Raw genomic sequence first — 15,701 nt, forward strand, 5'->3', positions numbered from 1 at the left:
TCCATGGAGGACATCATGCGCAGGATCATCGCAGCCACTTTCGTCAGCCTCGACGGCGTCATGCAGGCGCCGGGCACTCCGGAGGAGGATCCGACAGGCGGATTCCAGTTCGGCGGCTGGACGTTCCACTATTTCGACGAAGCGACGGGCGCAGCCTTAGGCGAGATATTCGACAAGCCGTTCGACCTGCTGCTTGGTCGCAAGACTTACGATATTTTTGCCGCCTACTGGCCTTATGCCGGCAAAGACGACCGCATCGCCGTGTTGTTCAACAAGGTCACCAAATATGTTGCAACCCGCGGCAATGCCTCGCTCGACTGGAACAACAGCCGATCGCTCGGCACTGACGTTACGGCAGCGCTGACAGAGCTTAAGAAGGGCGAGGGGCCGGATCTTCTGATCCAGGGGAGCGGCAATCTCATTCAAACCCTGCTCCGTCACGGATTGATCGATGAATATAACGTGTTGACCTTCCCACTGCTGCTTGGCAAAGGCAAAAAGCTTTTCGCCGACGGAACCGTCCCGGTTGCGCTGAAACTCATCCGCTCACAATCCTTTCCAAGCGGCGTCATCATGGCAACTTACGAACCCGCCGGCAGCGTCAAGACGGGTTCCTTCGCCACAGAGGACCCGTCGGAGGCCGAGCTACGGCGCCGTAAAAATTGGCAATAGCCGGCGAATGACGCCCGATGCCGCCGTTCCCGCGTCCGTCGGGCATGGCGGAAGTGACCCGGATATTCGGCTAGTCCCGGAATGGTGTTTGATCCCGCGATCGACGGCGGTGAGGAGCGGATTTTGCCGTACTTCAGCCGGAAACATCGGTGATGACGATACGGCCTGCCATTTCCACCGCATTTTCGCCAACCGCGGCATTGCGATGATCTTTCGCGCCTCGCAACCCGAACTATTCCGGAGAACATTGATGACAGACGCCGCGGCATCCTCGAAACTGCGCATTGCCGTGCTTTTTGGCGGGCGCTCCGCCGAGCACGACGTCTCGGTGCTGTCTGGGACGAATGTCATGCGCGCGCTGGCGCCTGCCAAATACGAGGTCGTGCCGGTCTTTGTCACCCGCGAGGGAAAGTGGCTGTTGAGTTCTTTCGAAGACGGCAAACTATCGACGCAAGAAAGCGGGACAGAGGTTTGCCTGGTGCCTGGGGGGCGCGGACGGATGATTGCGCTTCCGGCCAGCGATAGCGCCTATGAAATGCCGAAGATCGATATCCTGTTTCCCGTCCTGCATGGGCCGCATGGCGAGGACGGCTCAGCCCAGGGGCTCGCCGAAGTCGCACGAGTGCCGATTGTCGGCTGCGGAATCCTCGGTTCGGCCGCAGCTCTGGACAAGGACATCGCCAAGCGGCTGCTGAAGGAGGCAGGGCTGGCAACGGCGCGCGCGGTCACCATTCACGAGGGCAGCCGGCCTTCCTTCACTGATCTCGAACGCCTCCTCGGGCTGCCCGTCTTCATCAAACCGGCACGCCAGGGATCGTCTGTTGGCGTCAGCAAGGTTACAACGGCCGGTGAGTATGAAGCCGCGCTCAGGGAAGGTTTCAAGCACGACCGCAAGCTACTTGCGGAGGAATTCATCCGCGGTCGCGAGATCGAATGCAGTGTGCTTGAGGATGGGGCCGGCAATCTCTTCGTTTCGCGTCCTGGCGAAATCGTGCCCGCGGAAAGCCACGGCTTTTACAGCTACGACGCAAAATATATCGACGAGAACGGCGCAGCTTTGAAAGTGCCGGCCGAACTGCCGGAGGAGATCGAGCACCGGATTCGCGATATGGCAGGCAAAGCCTTCCGGGCCGTCGGCTGCGATGGCATGGCACGCGTCGATTTTTTCCTGACTGCGGACATGCAGTTTCTCATCAACGAGCTGAACACGATCCCGGGATTCACCGATATCAGCATGTATTCCAAAGCCATGGCAGCGAGCGGCGTCAGCTACGCGGAAACCATCGACCGGCTTGTAGCCCACGGGCTCGCACGCGCCGCTCGATAAGCATGGCGCCGTGCCGCCGCAAAACCTTTGAATTTTTGAGAAGGCGGCAAACCAGGAGGGGGAAGAACATCGCGCTTTATCCTTGAACTCACCATGGTGGAGAAGCTCACTCAGGTGCATCCAAGCCGGCGTTTAGGGCAGGGGATCACCCTCTTCATGCAAATGCGCCGTGAACACTTCGGCTGGCGTTTTGTAGCCGAGGCATTTTCGCGGCTGATCGTTGAGATGGCGGGCAAGCTGTATCATCAGGTCGCGCTGAGAGACGGCTGCAAGAACGGTATGGCCTCGCATGAAGCGACGAATGCGCCTGTTGGCGTTTTCGACGGCTCTTTTTTGTCCGGGTCACTGAGGTCGCAGAACGAGCTGCGCGCCGATTCCATCTTCCAAAGCACTAAAGCTCGTCGCGATCTTTCAGATTCGCTCCGACGCTTTAGCTCTTTGTTTTTGCATGTCGTTCTCGCAAAACCGCCGCACACTTTTGCGCGACATGCATTAGACGCGGCAAGCTTCACATCGTTGTCAGGTCTCTGCCGCGCCTGTGCGAAAGTCATCTTAACCGATGTTCAGGCCTTGTTGGTGAACCACACCGTCGGCGCGCCCAACACGCCTCCCTTGCGCATCGCCGCCCTTAGTTCCTCGAGCGCACCGAAAGCTTGAGCTGCTTCAATCGTGGCAAACTCATGGGTGACCGTCACATCGTTGGGATTGTCGGTGGCTTGATAGACTGCCTCAGCCAAAACCCCGTTGGCCTTCTGCACGGGCCGAAACGCATCATATACTTTGCGCCAAGTCGCGTAGTCCGAAACCTCGTGCCTCACAAACAGTGTCGTCATCTCATCCTCCCGCTTTCGCATTTTCACGTTGGGACGTCACCCATTAACGTATCACCGAAAAGACGTTCGCGCTTGAAAATAGAATGTCCCTAAAGGCCGAGGCCGTAATCTTCCTTGCCGTAGACGAAGCGGTAGATCATCTCCTTGCAGACGGCGGGGAAGTTGGAATGTCCGCTTTTGTGCAAAGTTGGAATGTCCGCTTGGACGCCGCATGGCATGACGACCAGCCCCGATCTGACCGGCTGATCCGATTGCAAGATCAGATCGGGGCGGGTGATGGCCTCCTTCGGAAACGTGCCGCGTCAAGCAAGGTGGCTCAGACCATGGGTTCGATACGAAATCGAAGGGGCACGCTATGAAACCATGATTGATCTTGACGGCGAAATCCTCATGTGAGCTTTGAGACTATGTGATCGACGCCTCACTCCGCAGCATCAAGCTGGGAAAGCGCTTTCTGGCGCCGCGCAATCACCGCTGGATCGTTCATGAAATCCTTCCGCCGGCCCGGTCCGCGAACCCGTTTGACGTAGCCATTCTTGTCACTGTTGCTCTTCACCTTCGGCTTGTTCTGCTGCTCCTGGCGTTCCTTGATATAGGCCAGAACATCGCCGAGCCGCTTGTTCTCGGTGATCGCGGCATGCGTCACCCGCTGGTCCTTGTCGAACACCGTGTAGGGCAGGGAATACCCCTTCCATCGTACATCCAGCCGGCCGTCCGCATAGGCATAGGTCTCGACATAGCGACCGACCAGACCACGCGTCACTTCGGTCTCCTGCAGCATGATCCGCTTGCGCTCGAACGAAAACGTCAACTGCGATCCCACATAACGCTGCTCGCGCTTGCACAGGATCTCCGTCAGCCGATCCGGCGCCAGGTTCAGCGGTCGATGCAGGTCTTCCAAACGGGCAGGGGTGACCGCAAACCGTGCATTGTAGTCCTCCATGAAGTCCGGCAGGAACGTATTGCCAGCCTCCATGCGTCGATGCCAGAAAGCCGCAGCTCCTTGACCAGCCGATCTTGCAGCGTCCGGTTCATGCGCTCGACACGGCCCTTGGCCTGGCTCGAATTTGCACAGAGAATCTCGATGTTTAACTCACAAAGCGCGCGCCCGAACTGCGTCATGCCCTGGCCACCCTTGGCATCCTTCTTCGCCACCCGGAACACCGAGTGCTTGTCCGAATAAAACGCGATCGGTGCGCCGTGACGCTTCAGATACAGCGCCAGTGCCTCGAAGTAAGTGAAAGCGCTTTCCGAACGCACAAAGCGCAACTGCATCAACCTGCCGGTCGCATCGTCGACAAACACCAGCAGCGAGCAAGGCGGCCCGCGATCCTCAAACCAGCGATGCTCCGACCCATCGATCTGCACCAACTCGCCATAAGCCTCGAGTCGAAGCCGTGGCTGATGAAACGTCCGCCGCTGCTTGCGTGACAACCACAGTCCCGCATCAGACATCCAACCGCGCACCGTCTCGCGCGACACACGCAAGCCATCGCGCTCCGCCAACTTCTCCGTCGCCAAGGTCGGACCGAAATCCGCATAACGTTCGCGAACCAGCGTTACCGCATAATCCCGAACGCCGTCGCTGATCCGGTTGTTCGACGGCCGGCCGATCGCCTTGTGCCTTATCGACGCTGCGCCGCCAGTGCGGATCCGGTCCAGCAGCCGACGCACCTGGCGCTCGCTCAGATCAAGCACATGCGCCGCCGACACCAGCGTCATGCGCCCATCGATCACCTTCGACAAAATCTCGATCCGCTGCAGATCACGCTCGCTCATCGCTATCAATCCCATCCGCAATCTCCACCGTCATCAAAACGGGGAGAGAGTGACATTCTTACTTTGCAGAAACAGGACACTTTAACTTTGCGGCTACACACGAAACATCAGATAAGATAGATTATGGAACAGAAATCGATATCAGGCGGGTGAGCTGAACCCGCATCAAACCGCCTTTACGCGGATAATCTTTGCGCCGATCTTCTCCGCCAAGGTCTTGGGATCGCAGGCAAAGATGCTGTCCGGCCTTCCTGCTGCGCACCAGACTTGGTCGTAGGCCAACAGGCTTTCGTCGATGAAAACCGGCAGCTTCACGCGATGACCGATCGGGCCGACGCCGCCGATGGCGAAGCCGGTTTCGTCACGAACCCGGTCGATGTCGGCGCGCTTCAGGCGCAGCCCGTAAGTGGTCGCAATATATGCCGCATCGGCATTGTGCGCTCCGGATACGAGAAGCAGCGTCAAGCCGTGTGTCTCCGCATTGACGAAGACCAGCGATTTGACGATTTGGCCGACGGCGCAGCCAGCCGCATTGGCGGCTTCTTCAGCCGTGCGGGTCGATTGCTCCATGCGTTTGATGGCGATGTCGAGGCCGAGATCGCGAGCCGCGAGTTCGACGCGTTCCAGGCTTGAAAGCTTCTTGCTGTCCTCGCTCATAGATCATCATCCTCCACATCGAGTTCGATCCGCATCTGGTCATAGGCTGGCTCGACATTGTCGGGAGTTTCCGCAAGCACGGTCCCATAGTCGAGGGGTGTGTGCATATGCGTCAGGATCGCGCGCCGCGGCTGCAGCCGTTCGATCCAGGCAAGCGATTGCTCCAGCGACAGATGGCTTGGATGAGGCCGATATTGAAGCGCATCGATGATCAGGACGTCGAGATTTTGAACTCGCTCGACAGATTCCGCCGGGAAATCACTGATATCGCTGCAATAAGCAAGGTTTCCGATGCGGAAGCCAAGCGAGTGGATATCGCCGTGCTGCTGCTTGTGCGGCCAGAAAGTGATCGGACCGCCTGGCCCTTCGACCGTGAAACTTATGTCGAGGCTTTCGATGATGATCGGCCGGACGATCGGCGGATAGTTGCTGCCCGGCGGCGTCTCCAGACAATAGCCGAAGCCCTCGCGAATGCGGTCCATGGTCGGCTGATCGGCATAGATCGGAATGCGCTCATGCGAATTGTGGAAGAAACCGCGCAGGTCGTCGATGCCGTGAATATGATCGGCGTGGGCGTGCGTATAGAGCACCGCGTCGACAGAGCCGACACCGGCGCGGATCATCTGCTCGCGAAAATCCGGGCCGGTGTCCACGACGACAGTCGTAATGCCGCCATGCGGCGCAATCTGCTCGATCATGAAGGCAGCACGTGTGCGCCGGTTTTTCGGATTCTTCGGGTCGCAAGCGCCCCAATCGCCGGTAATGCGCGGCACCCCCGGCGACGACGAGCAGCCCAATATGGTGAAGCGCCGCCGGAGAGTCACGCCGTCAGACCCTCGTCATCCGGGAGAAACAGCGGAACGCGTTTTCGGTGGTGATGGCAGCGATCTCGTCCATGCTGACGCCGAGCGTATCGGCCAGCACCTCGGCGGTATTGACGACGTAGGACGGCTCATTGCGCTTGCCGCGCCAGCGTTTGGGCGCGAGATATGGCGCATCGGTCTCGACCAGCAACCGGTCGTGCGGAATCGTCTTGGCGATCTCGCGCAGCTCCTCGGACTTCGGAAAGGTGAGGATGCCGGAGAAGGAAATATAGCCGCCGAGCTCGACGCCGGTGCGGGCGAGGGCTGGGCCGGCGGAGAAGCAATGCAGGATGAAGGGGAAAGCCCCCTTCCCCGTTTCCTCGGTGAGAATCGCGGCCATGTCCTCATCGGCGCTGCGGCTGTGAATGACCAGCGGCAGCTTCGTTTCGCGTGCGGCTGCGATGTGGCGCAGAAAGCCGGTCTTCTGATCTTCCGGCTTGACGGTGTCGTAGAAGTAATCGAGACCCGCCTCTCCGATCGCGACAATCTTCTCGTGCTGGTTTGCCAGCCGCACTAGATCTTCCGTCTGGATATCCAGTTCCTGGTCAGCGCTGTTCGGATGTGTGCCGACCGAGCAGAAAACAGACGGATAGCGCTTGGTGAGCGCAAGCAATCCGTCGAGCTTCCTGACCTTGGTCGAGATGGTGACCATCTGTTTGACGCCGACCTCATGAGCACGCGAAACGATCGCGTCGCGTTCCTCCTCGAAGTCTGCAAAATCCAGATGGCAATGGGTATCGATAAGCATGGAAAACCTTATTCGGCAGTCGGCGCGACGTAGCGCGGGAAGATCGGTTTCGGGGCTTCTAGCGGCGTTCCGGCAACGAGACGGCCCGCTTCGCCCAAGGCCGCGAAATCGCGCCTATCGGCCGGAATGGCGATCAGATCCAGCAGCTTGGCCGAAGATTCGGGCATGAAGGGCTGCAGGAGAATGCCGATCTGGCGGACCACATCGGCGGTGACGTAGAGCACGGTCGCCATGCGGGCCGGATCGGTCTTCTTCAGCGCCCAGGGTTCCTGGCCGGCGAAATAGCGGTCGCTTTCGGAGACAACTGCAATGATCGAAGCAAGTGCGCGGTGGATGAGCTGCTTGCCCATATCTTCGCGCGTCGACGCCAGCAGCGCATCGGCCTGCGCCAGCAATGCCTTGTCCTCGTCGGTCAGCTCTCCGCATTCCGGGATCTTGCCGTCGCAATTCTTGACGATCATCGACAGCGAGCGGCTGGCGAGATTGCCGATGCCGTTGGCGAGATCGGAGTTGATGCGCGTGCCGATCGCCTCTTCGCTATAGCTGCCGTCCTGGCCGAAGGAGACTTCACGCAGGAAGAAATAGCGCACTTGGTCGAGACCGAAATGATTCACGAGATTGACCGGATCGACGACGTTGCCGAGCGACTTCGACATCTTCTCGCCCTTGTTGAGCAGGAAGCCGTGGGCATAAACGCGCTTCGGCAGCGGCAGCTTCGCCGACATCAGGAAGGCCGGCCAATAGACTGCGTGGAAGCGAATGATGTCCTTGCCGATGACATGCAGGTCGGCGGGCCAGTATTTCGCCCGCGGATTGTTGCGGTCTTCGATATAGCCGGTCGCCGTGATGTAGTTGGTTAGCGCATCGACCCAGACATACATGACGTGAGCCGGATCGTTCGGCACCTTGATACCCCAATCGAAGGTGGTGCGTGAAATCGATAGATCCTTGAGGCCCGACTTCACGAAGGAGATTACCTCGTTGCGCCGTTCGGCGGGGCCAATGAAATCCGGATTCTCTTCGTAAAGCTTCAGCAGCCGGTCCTGATATTCGGAGAGCTTAAAGAAATAGCTTTCCTCCTGCACCCATTCAACCGGCGTGCCCTGGGGCCCGTAGCGGACGCCATCGGCGCGCAGTTCGGTTTCGTTTTCCTGGTAATAGGCCTCGTCGCGCACCGAATACCAGCCGGCATAGGAATCCTTGTAGATGTCGCCGGCATCGGCCATCAGGTTCCATATGTTCTGCGAGGTCTCGTGGTGGCGTGGCTGCGTGGTGCGGATGAAGTCGTCGTTCGACGCGTTCAGGAGCTTGCCCATCGCCTGGAATTCGTCGGAATTGCGGTTCGCAAGTTGCTGCGGCTCCATGCCCTCGGCCCGCGCCGTCTGCTGCATTTTCTGACCATGCTCGTCCGTACCCGTCAGAAAGAAGACATCGCGGCCATCCAGGCGCTGGAAGCGCGCTAGCGCGTCGGTGGCGATCAACTCATAGGCATGGCCGATATGCGGCTTGCCGTTGGGGTAAGCGATCGCGGTGGTGATGTAGAACGGGGTCTTGTCGGTCATATCAGGCAATGGTCCGGTTTACGGTTTCGTTGTTATTCTTGCACCCGCTCGCTTTAGCGCATGTTTGCCAGGAGCGAAACATCAAGTTTCGCGGGCGCAGCATTCCACGCTCCGTGGACGTCCTCGCTTGACTCGATCCAGCCTCGGCTTTACCCCTTCAGAAAAATAAAGCGCAGGACAGGGACCGCCGTGAATTCCATTTCATTTTTTAGCAGCCTGCCCAACGGCTTGAAAGTGCCGAGGCTTTGAGTTTTCTCACTTCGTTCCAACCCCTCTATTCCTTTTCCGGTTTCTTCGTCGGGATGCTGGTGGGCATCACGGGCGTCGGCGGGGGATCGTTAATGACGCCGTTGCTGGTGCTGTTGTTCGGCGTGCACCCGGCCACCGCAGTCGGCACCGATCTTCTCTACGCGGCGATTACCAAGAGCGCAGGCACTGCGGTGCATGGCATGCACGGGCGGGTGAACTGGAAAGTGGTGGGCCTGCTCGCCTCCGGAAGTGTGCCCGCCGCGCTTGCGATGCTGTGGATCATGGCTGGTGTCAATCGTGAAAGTCCGGCGGTCGCCCATACGATCACTTTGTCGCTAGGCTGCCTGCTGTTTCTGACGTCCTTGATGCTGATCTTCCGCGGCCAAGTGCTGAGCACCATCCGGAAATGGCGGGGCGAGCGCGGGACGCTCACCCCTCGCACCGTCGCGCTGCTGACGCTGGTCCTCGGCCTTTTGCTTGGCACGCTCGTCACCATGACCTCTGTCGGCGCCGGCGCGCTCGGCGTCACCGTACTGCTGGTGCTCTATCCGCATCTCGACGTGCGTGAGATCGTCGGCTCGGACATCGTCCACGCCGTGCCTTTGACCTTGATCGGCGGCATGGGCTACTGGTTCATCGGCGAGATCAACTGGGCGATGCTGTTTGCGCTGCTGGTTGGCTCGATTCCCGGCATCGTCGCAGGCAGCCTGCTGGCGCCCCGCTTGCACGAACGACTGATCCGGATAATCCTCGCCGTCACGCTGATGATCGTCGCCTGGAAACTGCTCTTTCCTTAAGCGGAAAGCTGCTGCTTGAGATCGCCGAGAACAGTGATGATCGTCTGCTTGCGGTCGAGATTATAGGCCTGCGATACGCTGAGCCGCTCGGTGACATCGGAATAGAGCCGCGCAAGTCTTTCCGCCACGGTGAGGTGCCCCTCCAGAGCCGCCGCCCGCGCCCGCGCCATGATGTCGTCACCGATGTGAGAAACGAAGAAGCCGTAGATCGTGTCGCTTTCCTTCGCCGACAGCGCATCGGCGAGGCGATGCATTGCCCGCCGCGCCGCGGGCCCATCCGTCGAGATCACCTGCTCATAGGCCGCAACGATCTCGCCGCCGCCGTAGTTCAGCAGTTTCAGGGCCTCGTTGACGCTTCCCTTGGCCGCCGCAAGTAGCTCGGAGCCCTGCCCCGGCGACAGGCTTATGCCGAGATGCGCTAGCGCTTTCCCTAAAGCGTCGTCGCTCAGCGGCGCCAGCTTCAGCGGCAGGCAGCGCGAGCGGATGGTCGGCAGCAGCTTGCCGGGCGCATGCGACAGGACCAGGAATAGCGCCCGCTTCGGCGGTTCCTCGAGAATTTTCAAGATGGCATTGGCAGCACTTCGGTTGAGATCGTCGGCCGGATCGATGATGACGATCCGCCAATTGCCGGTGCCGGATGTCTGCGAAAAGAACTTGCCGGCGCGGCGCACCTCGTCGACGGTGATCGCAGACTTTACCTTGCCGGTCTTGTCGTCGACCGGACGGGCGAGATGCAGCAGATTGTGCGAGGCGCCGCCGGAAATCTGCCGGCTGATGGCGGACGCCGGATCCGGGTCGCCGATCATCTCGGGCGCCATCGGGGGTTCGGGATGAGACAGAACATAATTGGCAAAGCGAAAGGCGAGCGTTGCCTTGCCGATGCCTTCCGGCCCCTCGATCAGGACGGCGTGGTGACCCTTGCCCGAGCGATAGGATTGCGCCAGGAAGGCCTCGGCCTCCTCATGACCGAAGAGACGCGTGTTATCCTGAGGCGGAATCGCACCTTCGAGAACCCCTGGCCGCTCTTCGCTCATTCTGCCACTTCCGGTTTGACGGCGGGCATATCGCCTGCTGACGCCAGCCGCTCTTCGATGATGCCGGCAATTTCTTGGGCAATGGCATTTTCGGAGCGCTGCGCATCGATGACGTGACAACGGCGGGGATCGCGTGCTGCGATATCGAGAAAAGCCTCCCGGCGCTTCTCATGCGTCTGCATTTCTTCTTTTTCGAACCGATCCGGTGCAGCGTTGGTCGAAGCGCGTTTGCGGGCACGCTCCAGGCCGATTTTGGCCGGAATATCAAGGATAAGCGTGCAGTCCGGCACCACGCCATTGACCGCGACACGCTGCAGAGCCTCGATGAAATCAGCTTCGAGATTGCCGGTTACGCCCTGATACACGCGCGAGGAATCCATGAAGCGATCGCAAAGCACGATCGTGCCCCGCGCAAGTGCCGGGCGGATGACCTCTTCGACATGGTCGTTGCGCGCGGCGGCAAACAGGATCGCCTCCATCCGCGTGCCGAACATTTCCGCCGCACCCGAAAGCAGCACGTGGCGCACCGCCTCCGCACCCGGCGAGCCGCCCGGTTCTCGTGTCACCAGGACATCGTGGCCGAGCCCGCGCAACCGTTCCGCCAGGCGGCGAATCTGGGTCGATTTGCCGGCCCCTTCCCCGCCCTCAAAGCTCACGAACAATCCGGTTCCATCAGCCAATGATCATGTCCTGCACTTGTTTTGACGCTTTTGCCGTAGCGTAATCCTGCGCCCTGTTTAACCCAAGATGTGGACCGGCGAAACCACGCAAAGTAGCCGAGCCTCACATTCTATATAGGCCGTAAACAGCAGATTTCATGAGGCGGGAAACAATCAGGTCGGCGTCGGCGTGTCCCAAAGCCAGGAGAAGAGCAGTGATTCCGTCAGCTCCATGAAGGCGTCGAAAGCACGGCTGCTCAGCGTCCCCTGGGCGACCCCATTCTTTGTATAAAGGGGCAATTCGCGCAGCAGCCGCGCGCCGGAAAAGACCCGAAGCGTTCCCGCTTCATAGCCGGCTGCGATGGGCGCAGTCAGCGGCCAGCGATAGACGATGCGCGCCGACAGGCGATCGGGATTGTTGAGCGGAACATAGACATCGACCGGTAACTTGGCGAGCAGGCCGACCGTCGACTGCGCGCCGCCATACACGCTGGCGTCGCCGATCACCTCGCCATCGGCAAAAATGCGCTGGCTCTTGAAGTTGCTAAGGCCCCATTCCAGCACGCGGCGGGTTTCCTCGGTCCGTTCCTTGTCCGATTTCAAGCCACCCAGAGCCAAAAACAGCCGTCGGCCGTCGCGCTGGATGGAGGCGACGATCGAATAGCCCTCGCCTTCGGTAAAGCCGGTGCCAAGACCATCGACGCCGATGTTCAGCAAAAGCATCGGATTGCGGTTGCGCTGGAAGATCCTGTTCCACGTAAAGTCCGCCTGGCCGAAATATTTGTAGAGATCGGCGTGTTTTTCCTGCAGGTCCTGCGCCAGCGTCACCAACTCGCGTACCGAGATCTTGCCGCCGCCATTGGGATCGTCAGGATCCGGAAGGCCGGTGGAATTGGTAAAGACCGCCCGTGGCATGCCGATCTCGCGGGCATGCGCCGTCATGCGCCGGGCGAATTCCTTTTCGTTAACGGACATGCCCTCGGCAAGGATCATGCAGCCGTCATTGGCCTGCTGCACGGCAACACCCTGGATCAGGTCGCCGACGCGCACGCGCGATTTCAGTGCGGCGAACATGGTCGACGTGCGCGACGGTGCACCGCCTTTGCGCCAGGCATTTTCGGAAACCGGATATTCCGTATCGAGCGAAATCTCCCCTCGCCCGACGGCATCGAAGACGACATCCAAGGTCATCAGCTTGGCAAGCGATGCCGGGGAAATTGGCTGATTCTCATCCTTGGCAAGCAGGATCGTGCCGGTCGAGGCTTCGATCATGAAGGCCTGTGCGGCCTTTGTGTCGAAGGCGGGCGCCGGCGCCTGTTGCGCGGCGGCCGGCAGGCACTCAATGCTGATAAGGAAGAAGGAAAAGGCGAAAAAGAGGCGTCTCAACATGCCGGCTCCCCAATCCGATCGACCCCGAAATCATATTAGCCAGGGCTGAAGATTCAGGCAATGACGCCGATCATTCGACTTGCGTTTGAGCTTGATGCTGACGGTGATAGGCCGATAGGATCGACTCCTGCGTCAGCCCGTCATTGCGCACCATGACCGCGTCGAAAGCGAGATTGACATAGACCGTCTTGACCGGCGCTTCCTGATAGGCAGCAGCGGCGGAGGCGAGCGACGGCGCATCGAGGCTCGCCATGCCCGGCGCGAAATCCGGACGCTCATAGGGAATGGGGCCGATCTGCGGCAACACGATGAGCGTCGGTTCGACAGGATCGACCGAGGGCATGGCGCCGCCGTTCCAGGTCATCGGCGGCGGATTGTTGCGTTTGTTGCCGTTGTAAGAGGTCGGCGTCGAGCCGGCGAAAGCGGTGGCCGAATAGGGTGACTGCTGTGGGATCGGCGCAAGTGCCGGCGCGGCACTCGCGGTGTTGAAGCTGCGCTGCTGGCGGCTCGGCCGGCGGATATTATCCGAATCGGGCAATTGATCGGCGGTAATGCCGCCGTTCGAAGCGACCATCACGCCTGTTGCGATCTGGCCACCGGGATTGATGCTCGGCAGGCGCGAACCCTTCGGAATGTAGGAGGCCATCAGATAGGGTTCGTCGTGGCCATCCATGCGGGCGCGTCCGACATATTGCACGCGCACGTCACCGGTGCCGCTGTGTTGAAGGTCGAGCATCTGCGCCGTCTTGTTGGAAAGGTCGATGATGCGGCCGGGATGATAAGGCCCGCGATCGTTCACGCGCACGATGATGGAGGAGCCGGTTTCGACATTGGTGACGCGCGCATAGCTCGGCAATGGAAAGGTCGGATGTGCGGCGGTGAGCGCCTGCTGGTCATAGACCTCGCCGTTTGCGGTCAGGCGTCCGTGAAAGGCCGAGCCGTACCAGGAGGCGATGCCGACCTTGTTATAAGCATAATCTTCCTTAGGGTAATACCACTTGCCCTTGACCTCGTAGGGATTGCCGACCATGAACCGGCCGCCGCCCTTCGGGATCGGTCCGTTGAAGGCAACGCGCGGGCTCGCCTTAACGCCGTATTCTTTTTCGGAGAAATATTCCTTGCCGTGCTGACGCTTCGTTGCAACCTGCTGAGAGGTTCCGCAGGCGGTAACGGTGGCGCACATCAGAGAGAGAGCAAACCAACGCATACCCGTGGCGTATGTCACCGCACGATTATCGAATTTCATCTGTCCCACGCCGTTAATCAAATCACTATGGCAAGGCATGCACCGGCATATCCCTCAACCGGTATCCTGCTACGCCTCAATCACCTAACGGTACTTTAATCATGATTGCATGTTGTCGAATTTGCGATCGGATTTGAGCGGAAACGGATATTTCTGAAGATTATGGTTAATGAATGGCTAAAATGCGCGAGCTTGAAGCAGTCGCGACAAGTGTATGCCAGATCACACGACGGCTTGCTTTGGTTCCGGATCAGTTCGAGCAGTTCTTTCCGGTTCCTGTATCAAGATGCACCAGTATTTCGCCGTCGTGGATATCGCTAACGAGGCATGGCGCTGATGATGTGCTGCAGCTTGTCCGGATTTCGCGTGCAATAGATGGCAATCGCCTTTTCCTGCTCGATGTGAAGCGCGGTCGTCTGCACGACGTTGTCGCCTTCTATCGTTACGAAACCTGGCAAGCCATCGATGACGGCATAGTGGATCAGTCGTGAGGGCTGAGCGCGGAAAACTCGCGCCAACTGCTCATGGAGAAGCATGACGGCCGCGAGTCCGATGTGTGGCCGCCGCGACGTCGGTACCTTGCCGCCGCCATCCGCATAGACAACGACATCTTCGGATAGCAAGGCGCAAAGTGCGGCCATGTCTCCCGTTCTCGACGCCGTGAAGAAGGCAGTGGCAAACTTGAGCCCTTGCTCTCTGCCGACGGCAAAACGCGGCCGGGCCTCGGCGACATGCGCCCTCGCCCGGCTTGCAAGCTTGCGGCAAGCAGTGGCTTCGCGACCGATCGCCGAGGAGATGTCGTCGAAATCCATGCCGAACACATCATGCAGGAGAAAGGCGGCGCGTTCGAGAGGCGAAAGACGCTCCAGCGCCAGCATCAGGGGCAACGTTATGTCATCGGCAGCATCGCCATCCTCCGGATCGAAGATCGGTTCGGGCAGCCAGGACCCCACATAGGACTCGCGGCGCCGGCGCGCCGATTTCAGCTCGTTCAGACAAAGCCTGGTGACGATGGTCCGAAGGAATGCCGCCGGTTCGCGAACGGAGGCATGATCGGTTCCAAGCCAGCGCAGCCAGGCATTCTGCACGATATCTTCCGCGTCCGCGACAGAGCCGAGCAGCCTATAGGCAAGCCGGACGAGGCGCGGGCGCAGTTCGGAAAAGATCGGATCGGAAGGCGCTTCAGTCATGGGCGGCAAGAGCGTATTGCAGCGGCGCGGCTTGGCGGCCACGAACGAACTGCAGCGTCGTCAACGCCACACGCCGCCCGAGGTGGCGCGCCGTGGCGAGATCCGATGCCGGCGGCGTGGTCTTCGGACCTTCATCCGTGTTCGCTTGTGCCGCCGCACCTAGCCAGAAGCCGAGACGATTCATGTCCTCTTCGGAGCCGGTTGAAGAGCAATTCGCCGGCGGTAGATCAAGACCAACCCAATGCATTCCGTGCTGTGCCGCAAAGATCATCATCTGAATCAACGTCGAAAGCTTGTCACCGGATCGTGATCCCGAGGTAGTGAACCCGGCCGCGATCTTGTCCTTCCACAGATAGCCCCTGGCGAGAACCGCATGTGATGTTGCCTCCTGGAACGCTTTGAACGGTGCGGAAACCGCGCCCATATAGGTCGGCGACCCAAAGATGATCGCCTGCGCCGCATTGAGATCATTCCAGTGGCGCTCCACCTTGTCCACACTCAGCAGAAGCGCCTCCACGCCCTCGACCTGCTCAACCCCCACCCTTACGGCTTCGGCCTGACGGCCCGTATGCCCGTAGCCGCTGTGATAGACGATTGCGATACGCTGCCGGATCATTGTTTTCTCCTTCGAAACTGGTGTTGCCGAGGAGATGACAAGGCAAGACGGCTGAGTGTGACATGCCTTGGCGTTTTTTG

14 protein-coding genes and 2 pseudogenes are annotated in these 15,701 nt (G+C 59.8%); 3 read left to right on the plus strand and 13 right to left on the minus strand.

Annotated elements, in window-relative coordinates:
• Positions 1-15 precede the first annotated feature (15 nt).
• Positions 16-672 (plus strand): dihydrofolate reductase family protein, encoded by a 657-nt coding sequence (locus K290_RS0117885; RefSeq protein WP_028753210.1) that lies wholly within the window; start codon positions 16-18, stop codon positions 670-672.
• 250 nt (positions 673-922) lie between these two features.
• A complete protein-coding gene (locus K290_RS0117895) occupies positions 923-1,999 on the plus strand; it encodes a D-alanine--D-alanine ligase family protein (RefSeq protein ID WP_028753211.1) in 1,077 nt (358 codons plus the stop codon).
• Positions 2,000-2,131: 132 nt separating this feature from the next.
• On the opposite strand, the pseudogene K290_RS38380 reads toward K290_RS0117895, so the two are convergent.
• From K290_RS38380 to metG, 7 genes and pseudogenes are all read right to left on the minus strand, one after another.
• Positions 2,132-2,395, minus strand: a pseudogene (locus tag K290_RS38380) (IS30 family transposase); the annotation flags it as partial.
• A gap of 167 nt (positions 2,396-2,562) precedes the next feature.
• Complete coding sequence (locus K290_RS0117905; RefSeq protein WP_028753212.1) at positions 2,563-2,832, minus strand: antibiotic biosynthesis monooxygenase; 270 nt, start codon at positions 2,830-2,832, stop codon at positions 2,563-2,565.
• A 421-nt stretch (positions 2,833-3,253) separates the two neighbouring features.
• A pseudogene (locus K290_RS34470) lies at positions 3,254-4,626 on the minus strand (ISNCY family transposase).
• A 150-nt stretch (positions 4,627-4,776) separates the two neighbouring features.
• Positions 4,777-5,268 (minus strand): YbaK/EbsC family protein, encoded by a 492-nt coding sequence (locus K290_RS0117920; RefSeq protein WP_028753214.1) that lies wholly within the window; start codon positions 5,266-5,268, stop codon positions 4,777-4,779.
• On the minus strand, positions 5,265-6,092 hold the full coding sequence (locus K290_RS0117925) for an MBL fold metallo-hydrolase (protein ID WP_028753215.1): 828 nt from the start codon (positions 6,090-6,092) through the stop codon (positions 5,265-5,267). Before K290_RS0117925 ends, K290_RS0117920 begins: the two co-directional genes overlap by 4 nt.
• A 4-nt stretch (positions 6,093-6,096) precedes the next feature.
• Positions 6,097-6,879, minus strand: a complete 783-nt coding sequence (locus tag K290_RS0117930; protein WP_028753216.1) for a TatD family hydrolase — start codon at positions 6,877-6,879, stop codon at positions 6,097-6,099.
• 8 nt (positions 6,880-6,887) lie between these two features.
• The gene (gene metG, locus K290_RS0117935) at positions 6,888-8,441 is read right to left on the minus strand and encodes a methionine--tRNA ligase (RefSeq protein ID WP_028753217.1); all 1,554 of its coding nucleotides are present in this window, start codon (positions 8,439-8,441) and stop codon (positions 6,888-6,890) included.
• 245 nt (positions 8,442-8,686) lie between these two features.
• Between metG and K290_RS0117940 the strand changes: the two genes are divergently transcribed.
• Positions 8,687-9,487: a sulfite exporter TauE/SafE family protein gene (locus K290_RS0117940; protein ID WP_028753218.1), complete on the plus strand. Its 801-nt coding sequence runs from the start codon at positions 8,687-8,689 to the stop codon at positions 9,485-9,487.
• Here the strand turns inward: K290_RS0117940 and K290_RS0117945 are convergent.
• The 6 genes from K290_RS0117945 to K290_RS0117970 form a co-directional block, all read right to left on the minus strand.
• Complete coding sequence (locus K290_RS0117945) at positions 9,484-10,521, minus strand: DNA polymerase III subunit delta' (protein ID WP_028753219.1); 1,038 nt, start codon at positions 10,519-10,521, stop codon at positions 9,484-9,486. The two genes, K290_RS0117940 and K290_RS0117945, sit on opposite strands and share 4 nt — an antisense overlap.
• Positions 10,518-11,201 (minus strand): dTMP kinase, encoded by a 684-nt coding sequence (gene tmk / locus K290_RS0117950; protein ID WP_028753220.1) that lies wholly within the window; start codon positions 11,199-11,201, stop codon positions 10,518-10,520. Before tmk ends, K290_RS0117945 begins: the two co-directional genes overlap by 4 nt.
• A 153-nt stretch (positions 11,202-11,354) precedes the next feature.
• Positions 11,355-12,569, minus strand: a complete 1,215-nt coding sequence (locus K290_RS0117955; protein ID WP_028753221.1) for a D-alanyl-D-alanine carboxypeptidase family protein — start codon at positions 12,567-12,569, stop codon at positions 11,355-11,357.
• A gap of 70 nt (positions 12,570-12,639) precedes the next feature.
• Positions 12,640-13,815 carry a septal ring lytic transglycosylase RlpA family protein gene (locus K290_RS0117960; RefSeq protein WP_028753222.1) on the minus strand — a complete coding sequence of 392 codons (1,176 nt, stop codon included), beginning with the start codon at positions 13,813-13,815 and terminating at the stop codon, positions 12,640-12,642.
• Positions 13,816-14,132: 317 nt separating this feature from the next.
• Positions 14,133-15,005, minus strand: coding sequence for a sigma-70 family RNA polymerase sigma factor (locus tag K290_RS0117965; protein ID WP_028753223.1), 873 nt, complete (start codon positions 15,003-15,005; stop codon positions 14,133-14,135).
• Entirely contained in the window at positions 14,998-15,621 is a 624-nt protein-coding gene (locus K290_RS0117970; protein WP_028753224.1) for a flavodoxin family protein, read from the minus strand. Before K290_RS0117970 ends, K290_RS0117965 begins: the two co-directional genes overlap by 8 nt.
• Positions 15,622-15,701: the final 80 nt, after the last annotated feature.

The organism is Rhizobium leucaenae USDA 9039, from assembly GCF_000426285.1.
In the GTDB taxonomy this organism is placed as follows: Bacteria; Pseudomonadota; Alphaproteobacteria; order Rhizobiales; family Rhizobiaceae; genus Rhizobium; species Rhizobium leucaenae.

What these genes read in the sequence shown, in the direction of transcription:
- K290_RS0117885 (WP_028753210.1), top strand. Translation starts at nt 16, where the DNA reads ATGCGCAGGATCATCGCAGCCACTTTCGTCAGCCTCGACGGCGTCATG.
- K290_RS0117920 (WP_028753214.1), bottom strand. Translation starts at nt 5,268, where the DNA reads ATGAGCGAGGACAGCAAGAAGCTTTCAAGCCTGGAACGCGTCGAACTC.
- K290_RS0117965 (WP_028753223.1), bottom strand. Translation starts at nt 15,005, where the DNA reads ATGACTGAAGCGCCTTCCGATCCGATCTTTTCCGAACTGCGCCCGCGC.
- K290_RS0117930 (WP_028753216.1), bottom strand. Translation starts at nt 6,879, where the DNA reads ATGCTTATCGATACCCATTGCCATCTGGATTTTGCAGACTTCGAGGAG.
- K290_RS0117945 (WP_028753219.1), bottom strand. Translation starts at nt 10,521, where the DNA reads ATGAGCGAAGAGCGGCCAGGGGTTCTCGAAGGTGCGATTCCGCCTCAG.
- K290_RS0117960 (WP_028753222.1), bottom strand. Translation starts at nt 13,815, where the DNA reads ATGAAATTCGATAATCGTGCGGTGACATACGCCACGGGTATGCGTTGG.
- K290_RS0117905 (WP_028753212.1), bottom strand. Translation starts at nt 2,832, where the DNA reads ATGACGACACTGTTTGTGAGGCACGAGGTTTCGGACTACGCGACTTGG.
- K290_RS0117895 (WP_028753211.1), top strand. Translation starts at nt 923, where the DNA reads ATGACAGACGCCGCGGCATCCTCGAAACTGCGCATTGCCGTGCTTTTT.
- K290_RS0117970 (WP_028753224.1), bottom strand. Translation starts at nt 15,621, where the DNA reads ATGATCCGGCAGCGTATCGCAATCGTCTATCACAGCGGCTACGGGCAT.
- K290_RS0117955 (WP_028753221.1), bottom strand. Translation starts at nt 12,569, where the DNA reads ATGTTGAGACGCCTCTTTTTCGCCTTTTCCTTCTTCCTTATCAGCATT.
- metG (WP_028753217.1), bottom strand. Translation starts at nt 8,441, where the DNA reads ATGACCGACAAGACCCCGTTCTACATCACCACCGCGATCGCTTACCCC.